This window comes from Providencia sp. PROV223, assembly GCF_028479245.1.
Lineage (GTDB): Bacteria > Pseudomonadota > Gammaproteobacteria > Enterobacterales > Enterobacteriaceae > Providencia > Providencia rettgeri.
Window position 1 is genome coordinate 117,267 of the sequence record NZ_JAMPNG010000007.1, and the last position, 19,022, is coordinate 136,288.

General features: G+C 38.6%; 18 protein-coding genes and 1 other RNA gene. 12 read left to right on the top strand and 7 right to left on the bottom strand.

Features of this window, described 5'->3' with window-relative positions; genetic code table 11:
* The first annotated feature begins 339 nt into the window (after positions 1-339).
* The gene (nadB, locus tag PR767_RS10410; RefSeq protein WP_272520266.1) at positions 340-1,935 is read left to right on the top strand and encodes an L-aspartate oxidase; all 1,596 of its coding nucleotides are present in this window, start codon (positions 340-342) and stop codon (positions 1,933-1,935) included.
* A gap of 31 nt (positions 1,936-1,966) precedes the next feature.
* Here the strand turns inward: nadB and trmN are convergent, their stop codons facing one another.
* On the bottom strand, positions 1,967-2,701 hold the full coding sequence (trmN, locus tag PR767_RS10415; RefSeq protein WP_004912814.1) for a tRNA(1)(Val) (adenine(37)-N(6))-methyltransferase TrmN: 735 nt from the start codon (positions 2,699-2,701) through the stop codon (positions 1,967-1,969).
* Between the two features lie 158 nt (positions 2,702-2,859).
* Here trmN and PR767_RS10420 point away from each other — a divergent pair, with 158 nt between their 5' ends.
* From PR767_RS10420 to srmB, 4 genes are all read left to right on the top strand, one after another.
* Entirely contained in the window at positions 2,860-3,591 is a 732-nt protein-coding gene (locus tag PR767_RS10420; protein WP_004912819.1) for an IclR family transcriptional regulator, read from the top strand.
* A gap of 2 nt (positions 3,592-3,593) precedes the next feature.
* On the top strand, positions 3,594-4,511 hold the full coding sequence (gene hutG, locus PR767_RS10425; RefSeq protein ID WP_272520267.1) for a formimidoylglutamase: 918 nt from the start codon (positions 3,594-3,596) through the stop codon (positions 4,509-4,511).
* Positions 4,512-4,783: 272 nt separating this feature from the next.
* The gene (gene gltS, locus PR767_RS10430) at positions 4,784-5,989 is read left to right on the top strand and encodes a sodium/glutamate symporter (protein ID WP_042851630.1); all 1,206 of its coding nucleotides are present in this window, start codon (positions 4,784-4,786) and stop codon (positions 5,987-5,989) included.
* A 182-nt stretch (positions 5,990-6,171) separates the two neighbouring features.
* Positions 6,172-7,509, top strand: a complete 1,338-nt coding sequence (gene srmB / locus PR767_RS10435; RefSeq protein ID WP_123382545.1) for an ATP-dependent RNA helicase SrmB — start codon at positions 6,172-6,174, stop codon at positions 7,507-7,509.
* A 32-nt stretch (positions 7,510-7,541) separates the two neighbouring features.
* On the opposite strand, the gene PR767_RS10440 is transcribed toward srmB, so the two are convergent.
* Positions 7,542-8,987, bottom strand: a complete 1,446-nt coding sequence (locus PR767_RS10440) for an ankyrin repeat domain-containing protein (protein WP_272520268.1) — start codon at positions 8,985-8,987, stop codon at positions 7,542-7,544.
* Positions 8,988-9,145: 158 nt separating this feature from the next.
* The gene (gene grcA, locus PR767_RS10445; RefSeq protein WP_004912835.1) at positions 9,146-9,529 is read right to left on the bottom strand and encodes an autonomous glycyl radical cofactor GrcA; all 384 of its coding nucleotides are present in this window, start codon (positions 9,527-9,529) and stop codon (positions 9,146-9,148) included.
* A 379-nt stretch (positions 9,530-9,908) separates the two neighbouring features.
* Here grcA and ung point away from each other — a divergent pair, with 379 nt between their 5' ends.
* Positions 9,909-10,604 carry a uracil-DNA glycosylase gene (ung, locus tag PR767_RS10450; RefSeq protein WP_196723770.1) on the top strand — a complete coding sequence of 232 codons (696 nt, stop codon included), beginning with the start codon at positions 9,909-9,911 and terminating at the stop codon, positions 10,602-10,604.
* 105 nt (positions 10,605-10,709) lie between these two features.
* Here ung and grpE read toward each other — a convergent pair whose 3' ends face one another.
* On the bottom strand, positions 10,710-11,303 hold the full coding sequence (gene grpE / locus PR767_RS10455; protein WP_004912841.1) for a nucleotide exchange factor GrpE: 594 nt from the start codon (positions 11,301-11,303) through the stop codon (positions 10,710-10,712).
* Between the two features lie 101 nt (positions 11,304-11,404).
* Between grpE and nadK the strand changes: the two genes are divergently transcribed.
* The 3 genes from nadK (at position 11,405) to bamE (ending at position 14,557) form a co-directional block, all read left to right on the top strand.
* Positions 11,405-12,304, top strand: coding sequence for an NAD(+) kinase (gene nadK, locus PR767_RS10460; RefSeq protein WP_110732043.1), 900 nt, complete (start codon positions 11,405-11,407; stop codon positions 12,302-12,304).
* An 86-nt stretch (positions 12,305-12,390) separates the two neighbouring features.
* Positions 12,391-14,052: a DNA repair protein RecN gene (gene recN / locus PR767_RS10465; RefSeq protein ID WP_004912847.1), complete on the top strand. Its 1,662-nt coding sequence runs from the start codon at positions 12,391-12,393 to the stop codon at positions 14,050-14,052.
* A gap of 112 nt (positions 14,053-14,164) precedes the next feature.
* Positions 14,165-14,557, top strand: coding sequence for an outer membrane protein assembly factor BamE (gene bamE / locus PR767_RS10470; RefSeq protein ID WP_004265001.1), 393 nt, complete (start codon positions 14,165-14,167; stop codon positions 14,555-14,557).
* Positions 14,558-14,730: 173 nt separating this feature from the next.
* Here the strand turns inward: bamE and PR767_RS10475 are convergent, their stop codons facing one another.
* Entirely contained in the window at positions 14,731-15,036 is a 306-nt protein-coding gene (locus tag PR767_RS10475; protein WP_181937050.1) for an RnfH family protein, read from the bottom strand.
* The gene (locus PR767_RS10480) at positions 15,020-15,454 is read right to left on the bottom strand and encodes a type II toxin-antitoxin system RatA family toxin (RefSeq protein WP_004912851.1); all 435 of its coding nucleotides are present in this window, start codon (positions 15,452-15,454) and stop codon (positions 15,020-15,022) included. Before PR767_RS10480 ends, PR767_RS10475 begins: the two co-directional genes overlap by 17 nt.
* 153 nt (positions 15,455-15,607) lie before the next feature.
* On the opposite strand from PR767_RS10480, the gene smpB reads away from it, so the two are divergent.
* The 3 genes from smpB (at position 15,608) to PR767_RS10495 (ending at position 17,635) form a co-directional block, all read left to right on the top strand.
* Positions 15,608-16,090: an SsrA-binding protein SmpB gene (smpB, locus tag PR767_RS10485; protein ID WP_272520269.1), complete on the top strand. Its 483-nt coding sequence runs from the start codon at positions 15,608-15,610 to the stop codon at positions 16,088-16,090.
* Between the two features lie 48 nt (positions 16,091-16,138).
* Positions 16,139-16,502: a transfer-messenger RNA gene (gene ssrA, locus PR767_RS10490) on the top strand.
* A 170-nt stretch (positions 16,503-16,672) separates the two neighbouring features.
* Positions 16,673-17,635, top strand: coding sequence for a hypothetical protein (locus PR767_RS10495; RefSeq protein WP_272520270.1), 963 nt, complete (start codon positions 16,673-16,675; stop codon positions 17,633-17,635).
* Between the two features lie 183 nt (positions 17,636-17,818).
* Here the strand turns inward: PR767_RS10495 and PR767_RS10500 are convergent, their stop codons facing one another.
* A complete protein-coding gene (locus PR767_RS10500) occupies positions 17,819-18,361 on the bottom strand; it encodes a hypothetical protein (RefSeq protein ID WP_272520271.1) in 543 nt (180 codons plus the stop codon).
* Between the last annotated feature and the right edge of the window lie 661 nt (positions 18,362-19,022).

The following is a 19,022-nucleotide window of genomic DNA, read 5'->3' on the forward strand; positions in this document are numbered from 1 at the left end:
ATCATGTTCTCCCTTCCTAAAGCAAGCACTACTTTGAGTAGTAGAACTCGTTGAAGTTCAATTTAATCTAAAAAAATAGTCAAAAATTTACAAAACTGATGAAAAAATTACTTGGGTGATCTTAAAGATCCTTATTAAAACAACTAACTACAAGATCCAGAAGACAGCATACAGATTTTAGGCACGAATGCGATAGCTATCACACTAAAACCATTTGAATACGTAAATAGCGCTAGGTCAATATACTGTACCTTAACAGCCATCCACTCATAGCAATAGGACACTCGATAGGCTAACATAAAAAACTCAATACATACTATTATATACATGCAAACACTTATGAACGAATCCACACAGCATTGCACTGATATTTTAATCATTGGGAGTGGTGTCGCAGGACTTTCAGCTGCCTTGCGGCTCGCCCCCTTTCATCAAGTGACCATTCTTAGTAAAAGCAGCCTTAGCGAAGGAGCATCTTACTACGCACAAGGCGGTATTGCTGCAGTTTTTGATGACACTGACAGCATCGAATCTCATGTAGAAGATACACTAATTGCTGGTGCAGGTATCTGCCAGAAAGAAGCTGTTGAGTTTATTGCCTCCAATGCAAAACACTGCGTTCAATGGCTTATCGACCAAGGTGTTTTATTCGATACAGAGATTACCGAGAACGGCGAAACACAGTATCATTTGACCCGTGAAGGCGGCCATAGCCATCGACGAATTCTCCATCATGCTGATGCGACAGGAAAAGAAGTTGAAACCACGTTAGTCGACCTCGCTTTTGCTCACCCAAACATTCATATTAAAGAACGCTATAATGCCGTCGACCTAATCCTTTCTAGCACAGCTGAATCACCGCGAATTTTAGGTGCTTACGTTTGGAACCGCCAAAAAGAACAAGTTGAAACTATTCGAGCGAAAACGATTGTTCTGGCTACGGGTGGAGCGGCTAAAGTTTATCAATATACCACGAATCCAGATATTTCTTCTGGTGATGGCATTGCAATGGCATGGCGAGCTGGCTGTCGTGTTGCTAACCTTGAGTTTAATCAATTTCACCCAACTTGTTTATTTCATCCACAAGCACGTAATTTTTTATTAACTGAGGCATTACGTGGTGAGGGAGCTTACCTCAAGCGCCCTGATGGTAGCCGATTTATGCCAGATCACGACGATCGTGGTGAACTTGCCCCTCGCGATGTTGTTGCACGTGCTATTGACCATGAAATGAAACGCCTTGGTGCTGATTGCATGTATTTGGACATTAGCCATAAGCCTAGCGATTTCGTTAAAAACCATTTCCCGACTATTTATGCGAAATTGATGACTTTAGGGTTAGACCTCACTCAAGAGCCCATCCCTATCGTCCCAGCGGCCCATTACACATGCGGTGGTGTAATTGTCGATGAAACGGGTATGACTGATATCACGAATCTCTATGCAATTGGCGAAGTGAGCTACACCGGCTTACATGGTGCAAACCGTATGGCATCCAATTCGCTATTAGAATGCTTGGTATACGGCTGGGCGGCGGCTGAAAACATTAATAAAACGATCAAACAGATCGATGATATTCCCTATTTATCTGAGTGGGATGAAAGCCGAGTACATAACTCAGATGAACAGGTGGTTATTCAACATAATTGGCATGAATTACGTCTATTTATGTGGGACTACATGGGGATCGTCAGAACGACTAAACGCCTTGAACGTGCATTACGCCGCATCCATTTACTTCAACAAGAGATTCACGATTATTACGCCAACTTTCGTATCTCAAATAATTTATTGGAACTACGAAACCTAGTTCAAGTTGCTGAATTAATGGTTCGTTGTGCATTAGAACGCAAAGAAAGCCGGGGATTACATTACACCTTAGATTACCCAGAACCACTTCCTAATTCAGGCCCCACTATTTTACAACCTGAATAACGTGAGCTAGGGCCGGCCTTAAGTGCCGGCTTTAGTATTTCACATAAAATGGCTGAATTAGTTTACGAAATTCATCAGTATACTCACCCTTTTCATCTTTGAGTGCCAGCGATGTCACTTGTGTTTGTGTCTCTTGCAGTTGAATGCCCAATAGCATGCGATGGTAGGCTGTTGTAGGTTTATCACTAACATTAACGCGAAAAGCAGTAAACCAGCCTGAATTCTCAGCCATCTTCTGCATTTTTTCACCGACCTCATAGGGCAGCACTAAACAAAATAGTCCATGAGATAGAAGACAGGATTTTGCACTTTCTAGTAATACATCATGAGTTAATGTCGCGGTATATCGCGCTTGGTCTCGTTTTTCGTCCCGACACGCAACAGCAGGTTCGAAATACGGTGGGTTACTCACAATCAAATCATATTGAACTGAATGCAACTGACTGTAGCTGACAATATCTTGGTTGATAACATGCAAACGCTCAGCCCATGGCGATTCAGTAAAGTTTCCCTGCGCTTGCACTGCGGCATCACTATCTAATTCGACCGCATCAACACGTAACTTTGTATTTCTTTGCGCTAACATCAAGGCTATTAACCCACTACCACTTCCAATGTCTAATACAGATTGAACACCGTCCACGGGAGCCCAAGCCCCCAATAGCACGCCATCCGTCCCCACTTTCATCGCACATCGGTCATGAGCCACAAAAAACTGTTTAAATGTAAAACCGCCTTTACGGTAATTCTTTTTTTGCTCACACATGCAAACACTCTAATTGGCTAATACTTGTTCGAATATTCTCATTCTAAGCAAATAAAAGTCATAAATTAACCTATTTGCTACAATATAATTCTCATATTATGGGAATTATATTTGAGACGAAAAAAATTTACTGATAAGTTCGAAAAAAAGGAGATGCTATGAACAGTATAAATAGAACCTTAGACATCTTGTCTTACATCACAACTTGCGCATCTCCAGTGACGCCACAGTCTATCTCATCAGCGTTAGAGATCCCATTATCAACAGTCTATCGTTTACTAACAATTCTCATAGATTGGGAATTTGTATCTCACGCAAAACAATATGGCACATATTGTGTCGGCTCGCAGAGTATCAAAAATCAAGAAAAATACTATCACCACAGTTTATTGATGAGCGCATCTAAACAAGAACTGCAAACTTTAGCGAAAAAAACCCAAGAAACGGTGGCAATTATTACCTCAAATTTACGAGAGACCATTTGTGTCGACATGATTGAGAGTGAACAAGCGCTACGCTGTTCTTTTATTATTGGGCGAGGCAATACTTTAGTTAAGGGAGCAAGTGCGAAAACCTTGTTAGCTTTTCGTCATGAACTCTATCAAAACCAAGTACTTGAAGCTCATACAAAGCAGTTAACCACTGAACAACAAAAAATAAAGCTACAACAAGATTTACAACAGATACGCAAGCAAGGTTACGGCATGTCTGTGAGTGAAATCGATGAAGGCGTACTGGGGGTATCTGCACCGATTTTCAAAGGAAATGATGTGTTAGCTGTCGTTTCAGTTATGGCACCTGAATTCCGCTCTACACATCGCGTGGATGAATTTATCACGCACACCTGCCAAACAGCGCATAACATCACTAAATTAATTAACTTGGAGTAACTATGACACAACCTTTCCAATGGCAAGGGCGCACAGATGGTGAAACACAAGAGCATTTGCGCATCCATCAAGTCATTAATAAACACACACCTGCTGAATTTGCATTAATTGGTTTTGCTTCTGATGAGGGCGTTAGGCGCAATAAAGGCCGCCAAGGCGCTAAAGCAGGCCCAGATGCAATTCGCTATCAACTGGCTGGGTTACCTATTCATCAACCGCTTGCAATTAAAGATGTCGGTACAATTAGCTGTGATGATGGCAATCTGGAAGCCGCACAACGTCGTTTATCCGACCAGCTTATCGCACTGCTCGCTGAAAACCAAAAGCCGATTGTACTTGGCGGTGGCCATGAAGTCGCATTTGCAAGCTTCCAAGGCCTGTTTGACTATGTTGAACATTATCAAGCAGGTAAAACGATCGGTATTATTAACTTTGATGCGCATTTTGACTTACGCGAAGCCCTTATCGCGACTTCTGGTACCCCATTTTTACAATCTGCCATGTTGTGTCAGCAGCACCAACGCCCTTTTCAATATTTATGTTTAGGCATCGCAGACCACGGCAATACTAAAGTATTGTTCGATACCGCTAATTCATTAGGTTGCCAATATATCCGTGATAAAGAACTTGCTTATTCTAAGCTTCCTCAAGCAATTGAAAAAATTAAAAAATTTATTGACGGCGTAGACTATTTATATGTCACCGTTGATTTAGATGTGTTTTCTGCTGCCATTGCGCCGGGCGTTAGCGCACCAGCACCGAAAGGTATTTCCACTGAAGTTTTTGATGAACTGTTTGCCATTATCAAAAGTAGCCAAAAAATGGCTGTTTTTGATATCGCAGAATGCAACCCTGAATTTGATATTGACAACCATACCGCCAAACTCGCGGCTTATTTGATTTACCAATATTTATTCTAATAAAACAACACAACAATTCGACTGATAAATACACTGTTTCTCACGCTGTTAAGATAATTAATTTTCAAACACCACAATAAAAATAGCTTTGAAGTTGATTATCAAACTAGCTGTAGCACGATAACTTAATGGTTTTTAACTATTGAATTTCGCGTTACAGCTAGGCGGCAAGTGACGTTATCCCTAGGAGCATACAAAAGTATGTGACTAGGGTAACGGAGCGCGGCCAACAACGCTGTAGCGTGAAAGACAACAGTTAAAAAGGGAAAAATATGATTCTACACCTCGACACACTCTCCACCCTCTTCCTAACGGTGATCTGCCTACTCATGGGGATCCACTTAAAAAAACGTATCGAATGGCTACAGCGCTTTTGTATTCCTTCTCCCGTCATTGGCGGTTTTCTGGTTAGTTTGATTATTTGGGGACTCAAATCATTTAACCTTGCTGAAATCAATTTTGATACCAGTTTACAAACTTTTTTAATGGTCGCTTTCTTTACCACCATTGGTATTGATGGCAGCTTCCGCATCTTAAAAAGTGGTGGCCGGTTACTCTTTATCTACCTGTTTATTTGCTGGTTTGTCGTTATTTTCCAAGACACTTTTGGTGCAGGCCTGGCGCATTTACTCGGTGTTGATCCCGTTATCGGTATCATGGCTGGTGGTGTTTCTCTTACTGGAGGCCATGGCGGTGCGGCAGCCTTCGGGGGCATGGCTGAGGGCCTTGGCGTGCAATCCGCAACGGTTGCAGCCATTGCTGCGGCAACTTTTGGCCTAATTACAGGAAGCTTACTCGGTGGCCCTATTGCAACATTCTTAATTAAGAAATTTAACGTGCAGATTAAAGCTGATGAAAACGTTGAGCGAGTTCAGGTTCCTGAAACTATCGCAGGGAAAATTGAATCTATCGATGCTCACGCTTTTTTAAAAATGCTAGCTCTCGTTCTAGGGATTATGGTTATCGGTCAATTCGCTTCAGCGCAGTTTACCAAAGCAACTGGCTTTTCATTACCCAGCTATGTCGGGGCGATGATTATTGCAATAGTTATCCGTAATATTAATGACCAAGTCGAATTGTTCCGTATTAACCAAAAGTCGGTTGACCTTATCTCTGAAGTTTCACTTGGCCTATTTTTGACTATGGCTATGATGTCATTGAAAATATGGGAGTTAAAAGCCGTTGCTTTGCCATTATTCACCATCCTATTAGCACAAGTTATTATTTTAATTTTGTTAGTTGTCTTTGTCATTTTCCGCTTATTAGGCAAAAACTACGATGCTGCGGTAATGTGTGCTGGCTTAATGGGGCATGGTTTAGGTGCGACGCCAAACGCAATGGCAAATATGTCCTCGGTTTGTGAACGTTACAAACAAGTTTCGATGAAAGCTTTCATGATTGTGCCACTCAGTGGTGCAGTACTCATTGACTTAGTGGGTATCCCTTATCATACATGGTTAATTAATATGCTTAGCTAAGTATACTGAAGGAGGAGCTCTCTCCTCCTTCAACTATTTACCTTCTATATATTTCACTCATATCCATAGATATATCGCTCCCTGTCCGTAGTGAAAACAGTTACACTTGAGCAAAGCTGATTTTTTCAGGTGAACAATTTTGCTAACCTGTTTATAATCAGCGCCCCAAATAGAGGTATATCATGACTGCATCCACTTTTACTGAACTTGAACTTGATGAAAGCCTAATTAATGCGCTTTCAGACAAAGGCTATCAACGTCCGACCGCGATTCAAGCGGCAGCAATTCCTGCTGCAATGGATGGCCGCGATGTATTAGGTTCAGCCCCGACAGGAACAGGTAAAACCGCCGCATTTTTACTGCCTGCGATCCAACATTTACTTGATTTCCCGAGAAAGAAATCAGGGCCGCCTCGCGTTCTAGTTGTCACGCCAACTCGCGAACTAGCCATGCAGGTTGCTGACCAAGCAAAAGAATTATGCGCCCATAATCATCTAGATATCGCTACCATCACTGGTGGTGTTGCTTATATGAACCACGCTGAAGTTTTCAGCGAAAATCAAGATATTGTCGTCGCAACAACAGGCCGACTACTCCAGTATATTAAGGAAGAAAACTTTGACTGCCGCGCAGTTGAGATTTTGATCCTTGATGAAGCTGACCGCATGCTCGACATGGGCTTTGCCAATGACATAGAAACAATTGCAGGCGAAACACGCTGGCGCAAGCAAACTATGCTGTTTTCTGCCACTCTTGAAGGCGAAGCTATTCGTGACTTTGCTGAGCGTTTATTAGAAGATCCAATTGAAATTGATGCCGACCCTTCACGTCGTGAACGTAAAAAAATTCAGCAATTTCATTACCGTGCTGACACACTAGAGCATAAAACAGCCTTACTGTGCCATTTGTTAAAACAAGATGAAGTCACCAAAGCCATCGTCTTCGTACGTAAGCGTGAGCGTTTACGTGAATTAGTCCAATGGTTACGCGAAGCGGGTATCGAACCTTGTTATCTTGAAGGGGAAATGCCACAAGCTAAGCGTAATGAAGCTGTACGCCGCCTCGTTGATGGCCAAGTTAAAGTACTGGTTGCAACAGATGTAGCTTCTCGTGGCTTAGATATCGAAAACGTTAGCCATGTTTTTAACTTTGACTTGCCTAGAACTGCAGATGTCTACTTACACCGTATTGGCCGTACTGGCCGAGCTGGGCGTAAAGGCACGGCAATTTCTTTGGTCGAAGCGCATGACTTTCCATTATTTGGTAAAATAACTCGTTATATTGAAGAGCCTATCAAGATTCGCGTTGTTGATTCTTTACGTCCAACAACTAAAGCCCCTTCAGAAGCGATGTTAAATAAACCAAAACCATCAAAGAAAGTACTTGCTAAGCGTAAAGAAAAGAAAAAAGAAGAACAAGCTAAGAAAAAAGAAAAAGTACGCCATCGCGACAAGAAAAATATTGGGAAACGTCGTACTCCTGTTAGCCCTTCTATATCAACCGCTAACGATAAAAGCTAATGACTAAAAACGGGTTTAGGCCCGTTTTTTATTTAGCCCATCATTTGTAAAACTTTCTCTCGCATTTGTTTTCCTTCATGAGTCAGCAGATCAGGCTTAATAATATGGTTACCAAGTATATCCTTACAATCTAGGCCTTTATTATTCTTAATACGCCAATCAGCTCCATTTTCCAATAATAGTGTAGCAACATCGAGTGCATGGCTATTTAAAGCATCATGTAAAGGCGTATTTCCTAAACTATCCTTGATGTTTACTGTTAATCCATTTTTCAATAAAAGCTGCGATTGTATAAGACGGCCATTTTGCGCAGCTAAATGTAAAATACTTTTTTGCCCTTTTGATTGAAGCATTTTAATTGTTTGACCATATCGAGATTCAATTAAAGCTTTAATAAATTGCCCATTGGCAGTTCTGACTGACTGTTGTGCCAATACATTAATATCACAAGGTTTATGATCTAATGATAAGAGTGCTGAAAATTCAGTTATATTTCCTTTTTCGATTGCACTTTCACAACATTCTTGCCAACTTATCCCCTGTTTTTCTTCTTTAATAGGAAAAATTTCTAGTGGTATTTCTTGTACCTTATTATATTCACCTGTGATTGCATTCCAGTTATTCCATGGTTTATATTTGCACATAACCTTAATAATTTTAAGCATTGAATGAGCTATAAAACTTCTTGTTATTAAACGGGTCGGTAACCAATCTTTCCAAGAGTTATGTTCGCTATAAGCCATTTTAATACAATTTCCCAAAGCAGAAGGGATCGGTAAAGAGTTTTGCAATCTATCGAGCCAGTCATATTGTACCGTGTAATAACGTATCAACCCTTCTTGTGCAATTTTTTCAGCAACGTGATAATCAATCCCAATATTATTAATCGTGTTTTTTGCCAATCCTGCAGGACTGAATACAATACAAGGTGATTGACTCGCTAACGCCGCAATTGAAGCCAATCCCCCACCTAATGAATGCCCCGTACAAATCGTATTTCCATTTACTGCATTGAATAAAATATTCATTAAACCAACAGCTTGAAAATATTGAGACTCATAAAAACCAAGTCCTTGACGGATATTACTATAAAAATCGATAATATCGTTAGTACCTGCAAAACAAAGGACATATAAGCCATTGAATCGACAAATATTAGCTTGAAATCCCGTTTGCTCGTCATTTAATAATTCCGCATTAATTCCGAGATCATAAATATCTTTATTACTTAATTTTTCAATACCCTGTATATTCCGCCAATTTTTATGATAAGCGCCTTGTGCTAGTAGAGCTAATATATAATCTTTTGATTGTGCCTGAGTGCCTAAAAAATCTTTTCTTAATACATCTTTAGGCCATAACTCTGTTATACATGATTTAATATCTTGATGTTGGTGCCGTAGATAAATATTTAAATTTTCTCTAACAAAAATATACTCATCTTTTTTTGATAGTATTTGTTGTGTAGATAATGACATGATTTCTCCCTAACAAGTGTATTTGTTGGAAGAATATTGAAATACAAATAACCAAGGTGGGAAATAATCAACTTTATTAGTAACAAATAAAAAGCCATTGATAACAATGGCTTTAGAATTTAATATATATTACTAGATGTAATTATGTCTAATATTTATTACAGACTTTCAGTGAAAGTACGGGTAATAACATCACGTTGTTGTTCAGGCGTTAATGAATTAAAACGCACGGCATAACCAGAAACACGAATTGTTAATTGCGGATATTTTTCTGGATTTTTAACTGCATCTTCTAATGTTTCACGGCTTAATACGTTAACATTTAAGTGCTGACCGCCTTCAACACGTACGGTAGGTTTCATTTCTAAAGGAACTTCGCGATACTCAAAAGCACCTAATTCATCTTTAGCAACAATTTGCCCTTCGTTGTAATCGGCTTTCGCACAAACACAACGAGCTTCATTTTTTTCATCATCCAGTAACCAAAACGAATTCAACAATGCTGCATTATCAGTTTTAGTAATTTGAATACCTGTAATCATGTCGACCTCCACGTTCGAGCTAGATTGCATTCGATTTGTGTAATAAATCGAAGCTACATTAACCATCAATCTTATGAAAACTTGTAATTGGATATTTGGTCTAACCAATGTATATAGTTATTTTATACCAGCTAGATCCCCTATTTTCTTTGATATTTATCAATTATTCCACTTAGCAACTAATTCAATCACCCCAACTTTATGATTTAAATCAAAATTAACAATTCATTTTTTTAACTATTTGTATAAATTTTCAATTTTTTTTAAAATTAATAGTCAATATCAGGGCTTTATCTCTCTCTCATGAACCAGTAAGCTTATAGCTATCAACTGGTTCATATAATTGTTCCTTCCTAAATTCATTGTTATGGAATATTTCATGTCAAACTCCATTACGTGGCACGATGTTATTGGCCCTGAAAAATCAAAACCCTATTTCAAAGAGACACTCGCTTATGTAGCAGAACAGCGCAAAAATGGTAAAATTATCTACCCTGCTCAAGACGACGTTTTTAATGCATTTAGGTATACCGAACTTGCCGATATTAAAGTCGTTATCCTAGGACAAGACCCTTATCATGGCCCAGGACAAGCCCACGGCCTCTCTTTTTCCGTACTCCCTGGTATTAAGCCACCACCGTCATTAGTGAATATGTATAAAGAATTAGAAAAGGATATCGCTGGCTTTCAAAGACCTAATCATGGGTATTTGCTCAGTTGGGCTCAACAGGGTGTTTTACTCCTTAACACCGTTCTCACCGTAGAACAAGGCAATGCTCACTCCCATGCCCATTTAGGTTGGGAAACCTTCACGGACAAAGTTATTGAAGCAATCAATGAAAATACACAAGGCGTTATTTTTCTACTGTGGGGTTCCCATGCACAGAAAAAAGGTAGAATAATTGATACAAAGCGCCACCATGTACTCAAGGCTCCTCACCCTTCCCCACTTTCTGCTCATAGAGGATTTTTCGGTTGTGGCCATTTCTCACAAACTAATACTATTTTAGAACAACAAGGTAAAACACCTATTGATTGGAACCCTGTAATAGATGAGCCAAATCTGCAACCATAGATGATTTTTTGGCACTAAGTCATAAAAAAGGGAAATCAATTGATAGATTTCCCTTTAGTAATATTCTCTTGGGGGCATTTGCCTCCATTTAAATAACGATGCTCTTTATTTAGAGACAATCACCATTGCAGGTCTTAGTAAACGGTTGTTTAATGTATACCCTTTTTGCATAACTTCAATCACATGATTAGCTTGGTGATCTGGTGACTCAATCATCGTTATCGCTTGATGAACGTCAGGGTTAAATGGCACATTGATATCACTGACAGGCTCGATCCCAAACTTAGCCACTGCATCTAAAAAAGTTTTTAGCGTTAAATTTAGCCCTTCTAACATCGCTTTAGACTCTTCACTTTCGTGATCTGCTGCATCTATCGCACGTTCTAAGTTATCAATCACTGGTAGTAATTCATTTGAGAATTTTTCCAGTGCGAACTTATGTGCTTTTTCGATATCTTGCTCAGTTCTGCGGCGAATATTTTCAATTTCTGCGTGTGCACGCAACATCGCTTCACGTTCAGTTTTTTGTGAGGCTTCTAACTGTTGTTCAAGCTCAGCAATACGCGTGGCTAACGCTTGTTCGTCTGCTTGTAATTCATCAGCTTGTTGAACGCTGGCTTCTTGCTCAGCTTGCACTTTTTGTGATTCATTTTGTTCAAAAGCTTGCTCATCATGCATGTTTTGGTCTTTACTACTCATGAATATCTCCGCGTATTTAGCATTAATCCCATATATGAGAGTATTATGGGGATCTAATACAGGGATTCAAGGGAAGTCATACAATCAGAGGCCAAAAAAGTATGCGAAAGGACAATAATACACCACTACTACATTTTAAAACGATAGGCATTGTCGGGCACCCTAGGCACCCTGAAGCATTGGCAACTCATGAATTAATATACCATTGGTTAATTTCAAAAAACTATCAGGCCATTATCGATAAACAAGTTGCTAAAGATTTAAAATTAGTCAATGCCAACACTGGAACATTAACTGAAATAGGCCAACAGGCTGATTTAGTTGTTGTTGTTGGGGGAGATGGCAATATGCTCGGCGCTGCTCGTATATTATCTCGGTATAATAATAAAGTTATTGGTGTAAATCGTGGTAATCTCGGTTTTCTTACCGATTTAGACCCGGATAATGCATTACAACAACTTTCACGTGTTCTTGAAGGTGAATACCGCGAAGAAAGGCGTTTTTTACTAGAAGCACAAGTCATTAAAGCTAACCAAAAAGCACGTAAAAGCACCGCAATTAATGAAATTGTTCTACACCCTGGTAAAGTTGCTCATATGATCGAGTTCGAGGTCTATATTGATGAAAAATTTGCCTTTTCTCAACGTTCTGATGGTTTAATCATTGCCACACCAACAGGTTCTACAGCTTATTCACTTTCCGCTGGAGGCCCTATTTTAACCCCGAATTTGGATGCTATTGTATTGGTTCCAATGTTTCCACATACCTTATCCTCTAGACCTCTGGTGATTAGCAGTGACAGCAGTATTCGGCTGAAGTTTTTACGAACAAATATTGATTATGAAGTCAGCTGTGATAGCCAAATCATGCTCCCTATTCAGGACGGTGAAGAAGTCATTGTCAAACGTAGTAATAAAAATCTTAATTTGGTTCATCCACAAGATTATAATTATTTCAACACGTTAAGTTCAAAATTAGGATGGGCTAAAAAAACTTTTTAATTTTTTCAATCTGCCTCTTTACTGTATAAAAAAACAGTCATACACTGTATTAAAACACAGGTGTGTATTTTTACAGGAGAGCGCCGATGCTTACCCAACTAACAATCAATAATTTTGCAATCGTACGTGAATTAGAAATTGATTTCCGTAATGGCATGACAACCATAACCGGTGAAACAGGTGCGGGTAAGTCCATTGCTATTGATGCACTTGGCCTGTGTTTAGGCAATCGGGGTGAAGCCAATATGGTGCGCCCCGGTGCACAACGTGCCGACCTCTGTGCTCGCTTTTCCTTAATGGATGCTCAACTGGCTGCCAATTGGCTTACTGAGCACCAACTCGATAACCAAAATGAATGCCTATTACGCCGCACTATCTCTCCTGATGGCCGTTCACGTGGTTTCATTAATGGCGTTTCAGTTCCTTTATCGCAACTTAGAGAGTTAGGAACATTACTGATCCAAATCCATGGTCAGCACGCACACCAACTCTTACTAGATAGCGCCCATCAAAAATCCCTGCTTGATGCCTATTCAAACCAGCAAGAGCTAATTGCTCAAATGAAAAAAGCATGGCAAACATGGCACGATTCCTGCCAACAATTAGCTGTATTTCAAAAACAAATGCAAGAACGTGAATCTCGACAACAGTTGCTAGAATATCATCTAAAAGAACTGAACGAATTCCTCCCTGTTCAAGGGGAATTTGAAGAGATAGACCAAGAATATAAACAACTCGCTAATCATGGGCAATTTTTAGCTATTGGCCAAACAACAACGCAAATACTATCTGAAAATGATGATTCGAATGTTATTAGCTTATTAAATATGGCAAAAAATGAATTATCTGATCTAGTCGCTCTCAACCCTAAATTTTCAGAGCTACTTGATATGCTTGAAGAAGCATCGATACAAGTCAGCGAAGTCAGTGATGAAATAAAGCATTATTGTGACCAATATGAGCTTGACCCTAATCGCTTGTTTGAACTAGAAAAACGCATTTCTAAACAAATTAACTTAGCGCGTAAACACCATGTCACTCCCGAAGCTTTACCCGAATTATTTCAGCAATTACTGAGCGAACAAGAACTAATAGCCAGCCAAAATGAAGACTCTGAAACGTTAAATGCGCAAGTACAAGTAAATCATCATATTGCTCTCGAATGTGCGGAACGTTTACACCATGTACGTTTACATTATGCTCAAGAATTAAGTACATTAATTACCAATAGCATGCACCAACTTTCAATGCCTCATGGTCTGTTTACTATTGATGTAAAATTTACTCCAGATCAACTACAAATTGATGGTGCCTGTAAAGTAGAGTTCAATGTGACGACTAACCCAGGGCAGCCACACCAAGCACTTGCGAAAGTGGCATCGGGCGGTGAGTTATCACGTATAGCACTAGCAATCCAAGTGATTACAGCTAAAAAAATGGATACGCCCGCATTAATATTTGATGAAGTCGATGTCGGTATTAGTGGACCAACAGCAGCAATTGTAGGGAAGTTACTACGTGAATTAGGTGAATCCACGCAAGTTATGTGCGTTACACATTTACCCCAAGTGGCAGGGTGCGGTCATCACCACTTTTATGTCAGTAAAGAGACAAATGGTGTAGAAACAGAAACTCGTATGCAATTATTGGATAAAAAATCTAGATTACAAGAGCTTGCGCGTCTTCTTGCTGGATCTGCGGTAACAAAAAATACGCTAGCCAATGCAAAAGAGTTGCTTGCAGCATAATTTTTGACAACTTTTTTACGCTCATGTGGTCTTAGAGTCGATAAGGAAGGTTTTAAATTGTATCAATGTCGATTATCATTGATGTTCTGACTCCAAAAGGAATGAGATATCCATGCGTTATAAATTGTTAACTGCTGCCGCGCTATCACTCGCATTAATGTCTACGGGCTGTTCAATGATGGAACGTCTTGTCTATCACCCAGACATTAACCAAGGTAATTACCTCACAGCGAAAGATGTCGCTAAGATCCAAAAAGGAATGACACAGCAACAGGTTGCTTATACTTTGGGCACCCCAATGTTATCTGACCCGTTTGGTACTCAGACTTGGTATTATGTTTTCCGCCAAGAACTTGGGCATGACCCAGTTCAGCAAGAAACTTTGACTCTTATCTTTGATCGTAATGGTATTCTTACTGACATCAAAAATGAGAAAAATCTTGCCGCGCAGGAATCAATGGAAGCTGCTGAAACAAAAGCATCAGAAACTAAAACAGCTGACTAACCATAAACACTAAGAACCACCTAGTGTGACAATAACAACCTGTTTTCTGAAGGACTTATTCAGGCAGGTTGTTATTATGAGTATCTTTATTAAAAATTTATTAAAAGCATTTTGCACAAATAAATTTAAAGACAAAAACCGAGCTTTTGCTCGGTTCGCTACATAAAATTAATTTACTTATTTTTAACTTCTTTAGATTTTTCAGCTCTTTTACGCCGTAACTCTTTTGGGTCTGCAATCAAAGGTCGATAAATCTCAACTCGATCTCCATCTTGCACTAAATCTGTCAATTTAGCGGGGCGACTATAAATACCAATCTTATTTTTTTTAAGATCAATATCATCCCTAAGGGCAAGGATACCAGAAGCAAGTATCGCTTCTTCTATTGTCGTCCCCTCTTTCACTTTGACTGATAGCAAAAATTGCTTTTCAGGAAGCGCATATGTCACTTCAATATTCAGCTCAGACACTGTATACATCCTTTGCTCTTAAAGTGAAAGCTTGAACCATATTATTTGCTAGTTCCTTGAAAACTTTGCCAAACGCAAGCTCTATCAATTTATTTGTAAACTCAAAATCAAGATGAAACTCGATTTTACAAGCGTCTGCACTTAAAGGAATAAATTTCCAACCACCAGCTAATTTACTAAATGGCCCTTCAACAAGTTGCATGTGTATGCATTTATTATCCTCTAGCACATTTTTTGTGACAAAAGTTTTGCTAATACCTGCTTTTGACACTTCAACAGAAGCGGTCATTTCTTCAGAGCTATGACTAATAATTCGGCTACCTACACACCCCGGCAAAAAGCTTGGATATGAAATAACGTCATTAACGAGTTTATACATTTGTTCTGCGCTAAAAGGGACCAACGCAGAGCGACTAATCTGTGGCATATCAATTCCTATCCCCAAAAACTGAGCGTATAATACCATCTTTGATTGGTTAAACAAAAAACAAAACCCACATAGGGCAAGATTTGCACAATCAAAAAAATATCAGCTTAGAAAGATTTCTTTCAACTCAGCTTACAGTATAATGATTGCACTATGACAAAGAAAAAACCATATAAACCCGGTTCAGCAACAATTGCTATGAACAAGCGTGCTCGCCACGAATATTCTATCGAAGAGGAGTTCGAGGCGGGTCTATCCCTACAAGGTTGGGAAGTTAAATCACTCCGTGCAGGCAAAGCCAACATTGGAGATAGCTACGTTCTATTACGGGACGGTGAAGCTTATTTATTCGGTGCAAACTTCACACCACTGACTGTTGCATCATCGCATGTTGTATGCGACCCAACGCGTAGCCGTAAATTACTTTTAAATCAACGCGAATTAGATACACTCTACGGTAAAGTTAATCGTGAAGGTTATACCGTTATGGCACTTTCTCTCTACTGGAAAAATGCATGGTGTAAAGTTAAAATTGGTGTTGCCAGAGGTAAAAAATCTCACGACAAACGTTCTGATATTAAAGAACGTGAATGGCAACTCGATAAAGCACGTATAATGAAACATTCTAACCGCTAACCTCTAGCTTTATAGAGTATTTTTCTGTTATACTGAGCTCAACAACTTGGGGCTGATTCTGGATTCGACGGGATTTGCGAAACCCAAGGTGCATGCCGAGGGGCGGTTGGCCTCGTAAAAAGCCGCAAAAAAATAGTCGCAAACGACGAAAACTACGCTTTAGCAGCTTAATAACCTGCTTAGAGCCCTCTCTCCCTAGCCTCCGCTCTTAGGACGGGGATCAAGAGAGGTCAAACCCAAAAGAGATCGCGTGGATGCCTTGCCTGGGGTTGAAGCGTTAAATTTAATCAGGATAGTTTGTTAGTGGCGTGTCTGTCCGCAGCTGGCAAATGAATTTAAAGACTAGACTAAGCATGTAGTACCGAGGATGTAGAAATTTCGGACGCGGGTTCAACTCCCGCCAGCTCCACCAATTAAATCAAGGGGTTGCGTGAAAACGCAGCCCCTTTGTTTTATCTAATGTCCACTTTACGTCCATAGGTTATACTTTGTGGATTGCCAAAAGTGTTTTTTTGAAGGTATAAAAAAGATACTAAGTAAATTCACATAACACCGTTACCGTTAAAGTATTAGGGTTGTCATATGATTTTATTTATTTATTGTTTATTATCTATCGCTACCATTATCTTTGTTTGTATAAAAAGAAAACGGTTTTCATTGGACTCTCGAAGTTTACAGCATCAATGGCTTTTCAGACTAGCTATAACATACCCTATAATTTCAAGTTTTTATTTTATGTTATGGATTGGTTGCTCATTCCCTTTTAGATTAGATGCTGAAGGATTTAACACCTTTTTAGAAATAAATAAATTTTCGTTGGGAATTTTAGCTTTAGCGCCCATTATAGGGGCTTTTGTCGTTTACGCTCATCGCTCCATTCAAACTGAAACCCAAATACAAAAAACACAACAACAAATTTTATTAGCTGAGAAAAAAAATAATCTTGATATGATGATATCTAGAATTAACTTTACTGATGAAAGACTTAATAATTTGAAAGTATTGGGAAATTACAAAATAATACCTGAAAATAATGTTGTATTTTCTTTTTTTGAAATAAAGGATAATAAAATAACTCATAAGCCATTGATTAAACATATCAATAATACTGTTTCGTGTGTTATAAAAAGTAAGGAAACTATAGAGAGTGAAACTAAAAAAATATTAAAATTAATTTCCAGCTACAATATAAATGAATCCATAAGTGAAGACATAAGGGATAGTTTAATAGATAGCATTAAGCTTATAGTGTCCAGAACTGAAAGCATCGACACCATGATATATAATGTTATAAAAAAAATAGGATTTGATTTAAATGATAGAGATGATACATTCAAATCATATGACACATATCACATTGATTTATTTAAAAGTTTTGATATCTATAGCATTCGCCAGAGCCTAGAAATGATCAATTTAAGAATTCTTAATTGTATCGATTTATTTTTATTCCTACTTGGTGAGTTTTTTAATGTCCTTTCATTTATTGACGATAGTATCCAAATCGATTTTGCTAAATTTAAAATAGAAAAAAACATGCTTTAAATTAATTATTTTAAGAAAATCAAATAACTCCAAATCGATTAGTCACTGGCTAAAGCCCTGCGGGATCACCAAATTTTAGCTGTTAAATAGTGTATTAAGCTACTTCTTAGCAAGTAGCTTTTTTGTATCTAAAAGCTAATGGTGACAAAAGTCTGCTATTATTTCTAGTAGCCATTTGTGTAATTAATCTTTTTTAGTTATTTTCTTTCCAATATAGCTTGCTAATTTTTGCCGAATAGTACCATTGCCAATAATATCTTTCTTAGCCTCTTTATTTAATACGTCAATCAAATCGTATGCTAACCCCCCAATTTTACCTATAAATGCTTCATCATTGAAGTCATAGCCGCTTCTATCCCCAGTGTCTTCATCTTGTAATTTAGAATACAGATCTTGGGCTTCCGCTAAGAAATTACTTAACTCTTCGGCAAATTTATGTGACAGGAAAATTTCTGAGGCTTTTTCTAAATGAGTTAATTGTCTAATAGGCTCCTCAAGATCAGTTTTAGAATTAAAACTAGTGAATCCTAGTGGAACAGTCCTATATAGTGAGTAATGATTAGCTGTAGTAGAAAAAGCAATTTTTTCTACTAGAATCATAATTTCACTATAAACTTTTACTTTTTTATCCCAGTTTTTTTCGTTTTTATATTTATTAAACCCAAGTACTACTCCCCAATATGCCCCTATTAAAGGGAGAATTACTTTAAGAATTAAATCTAACATGACTCCTCCAACATAACTTTAGTGTTTCAGATGCTATTTTTGGTAACTATATAATTTTTAATAAAATTGTACAGTTAAATATTATATTGCTGATCTCATTTATCTACGCGTAAAATGAAAAATACATATGTATTACAATGTGTTGTATCTTTAATGCTAGCCATTCAGAGATCCAAACACTGAAATCCCTTGAAATTCTTTTCACGCATTTCAGTTTGAGATTTTCGGTAAGTCCCTAGTATTGGCGCGGCTTGGCGATATGTTTTGTAGAATTTCAAAACTGAAATAAAGTTTAGATCCAAATTGTGCAGGCGGGTGCGGTGTAGTGCATTTTACGTGGTAGAGGACTTTATTTCGTGGGGTAGCGCTGCGCCTGCGCCATGCTGTTGATATGATCCAAATGAAAGGTTGCTTGATGTGGTTTGGCTGTTGGTAGGCTGTCGGTGGTGTATAGGCTCGCCTATGGAGGACTACAAATATTAAAGGCTACTGATGGTTAGTCAGTAGCCTTAGTTACGTCTTCGTTATTTATAGAAAAATACGAATTAATTCTAAGGTTGCAATTATGAACCCTAGAATGATGATAGCATTATCTAAATACTCAATCATCCGTTTACCTTCCATGGTAATGGAAGGCCGATAGCCCTAACTTTTGCCTTTA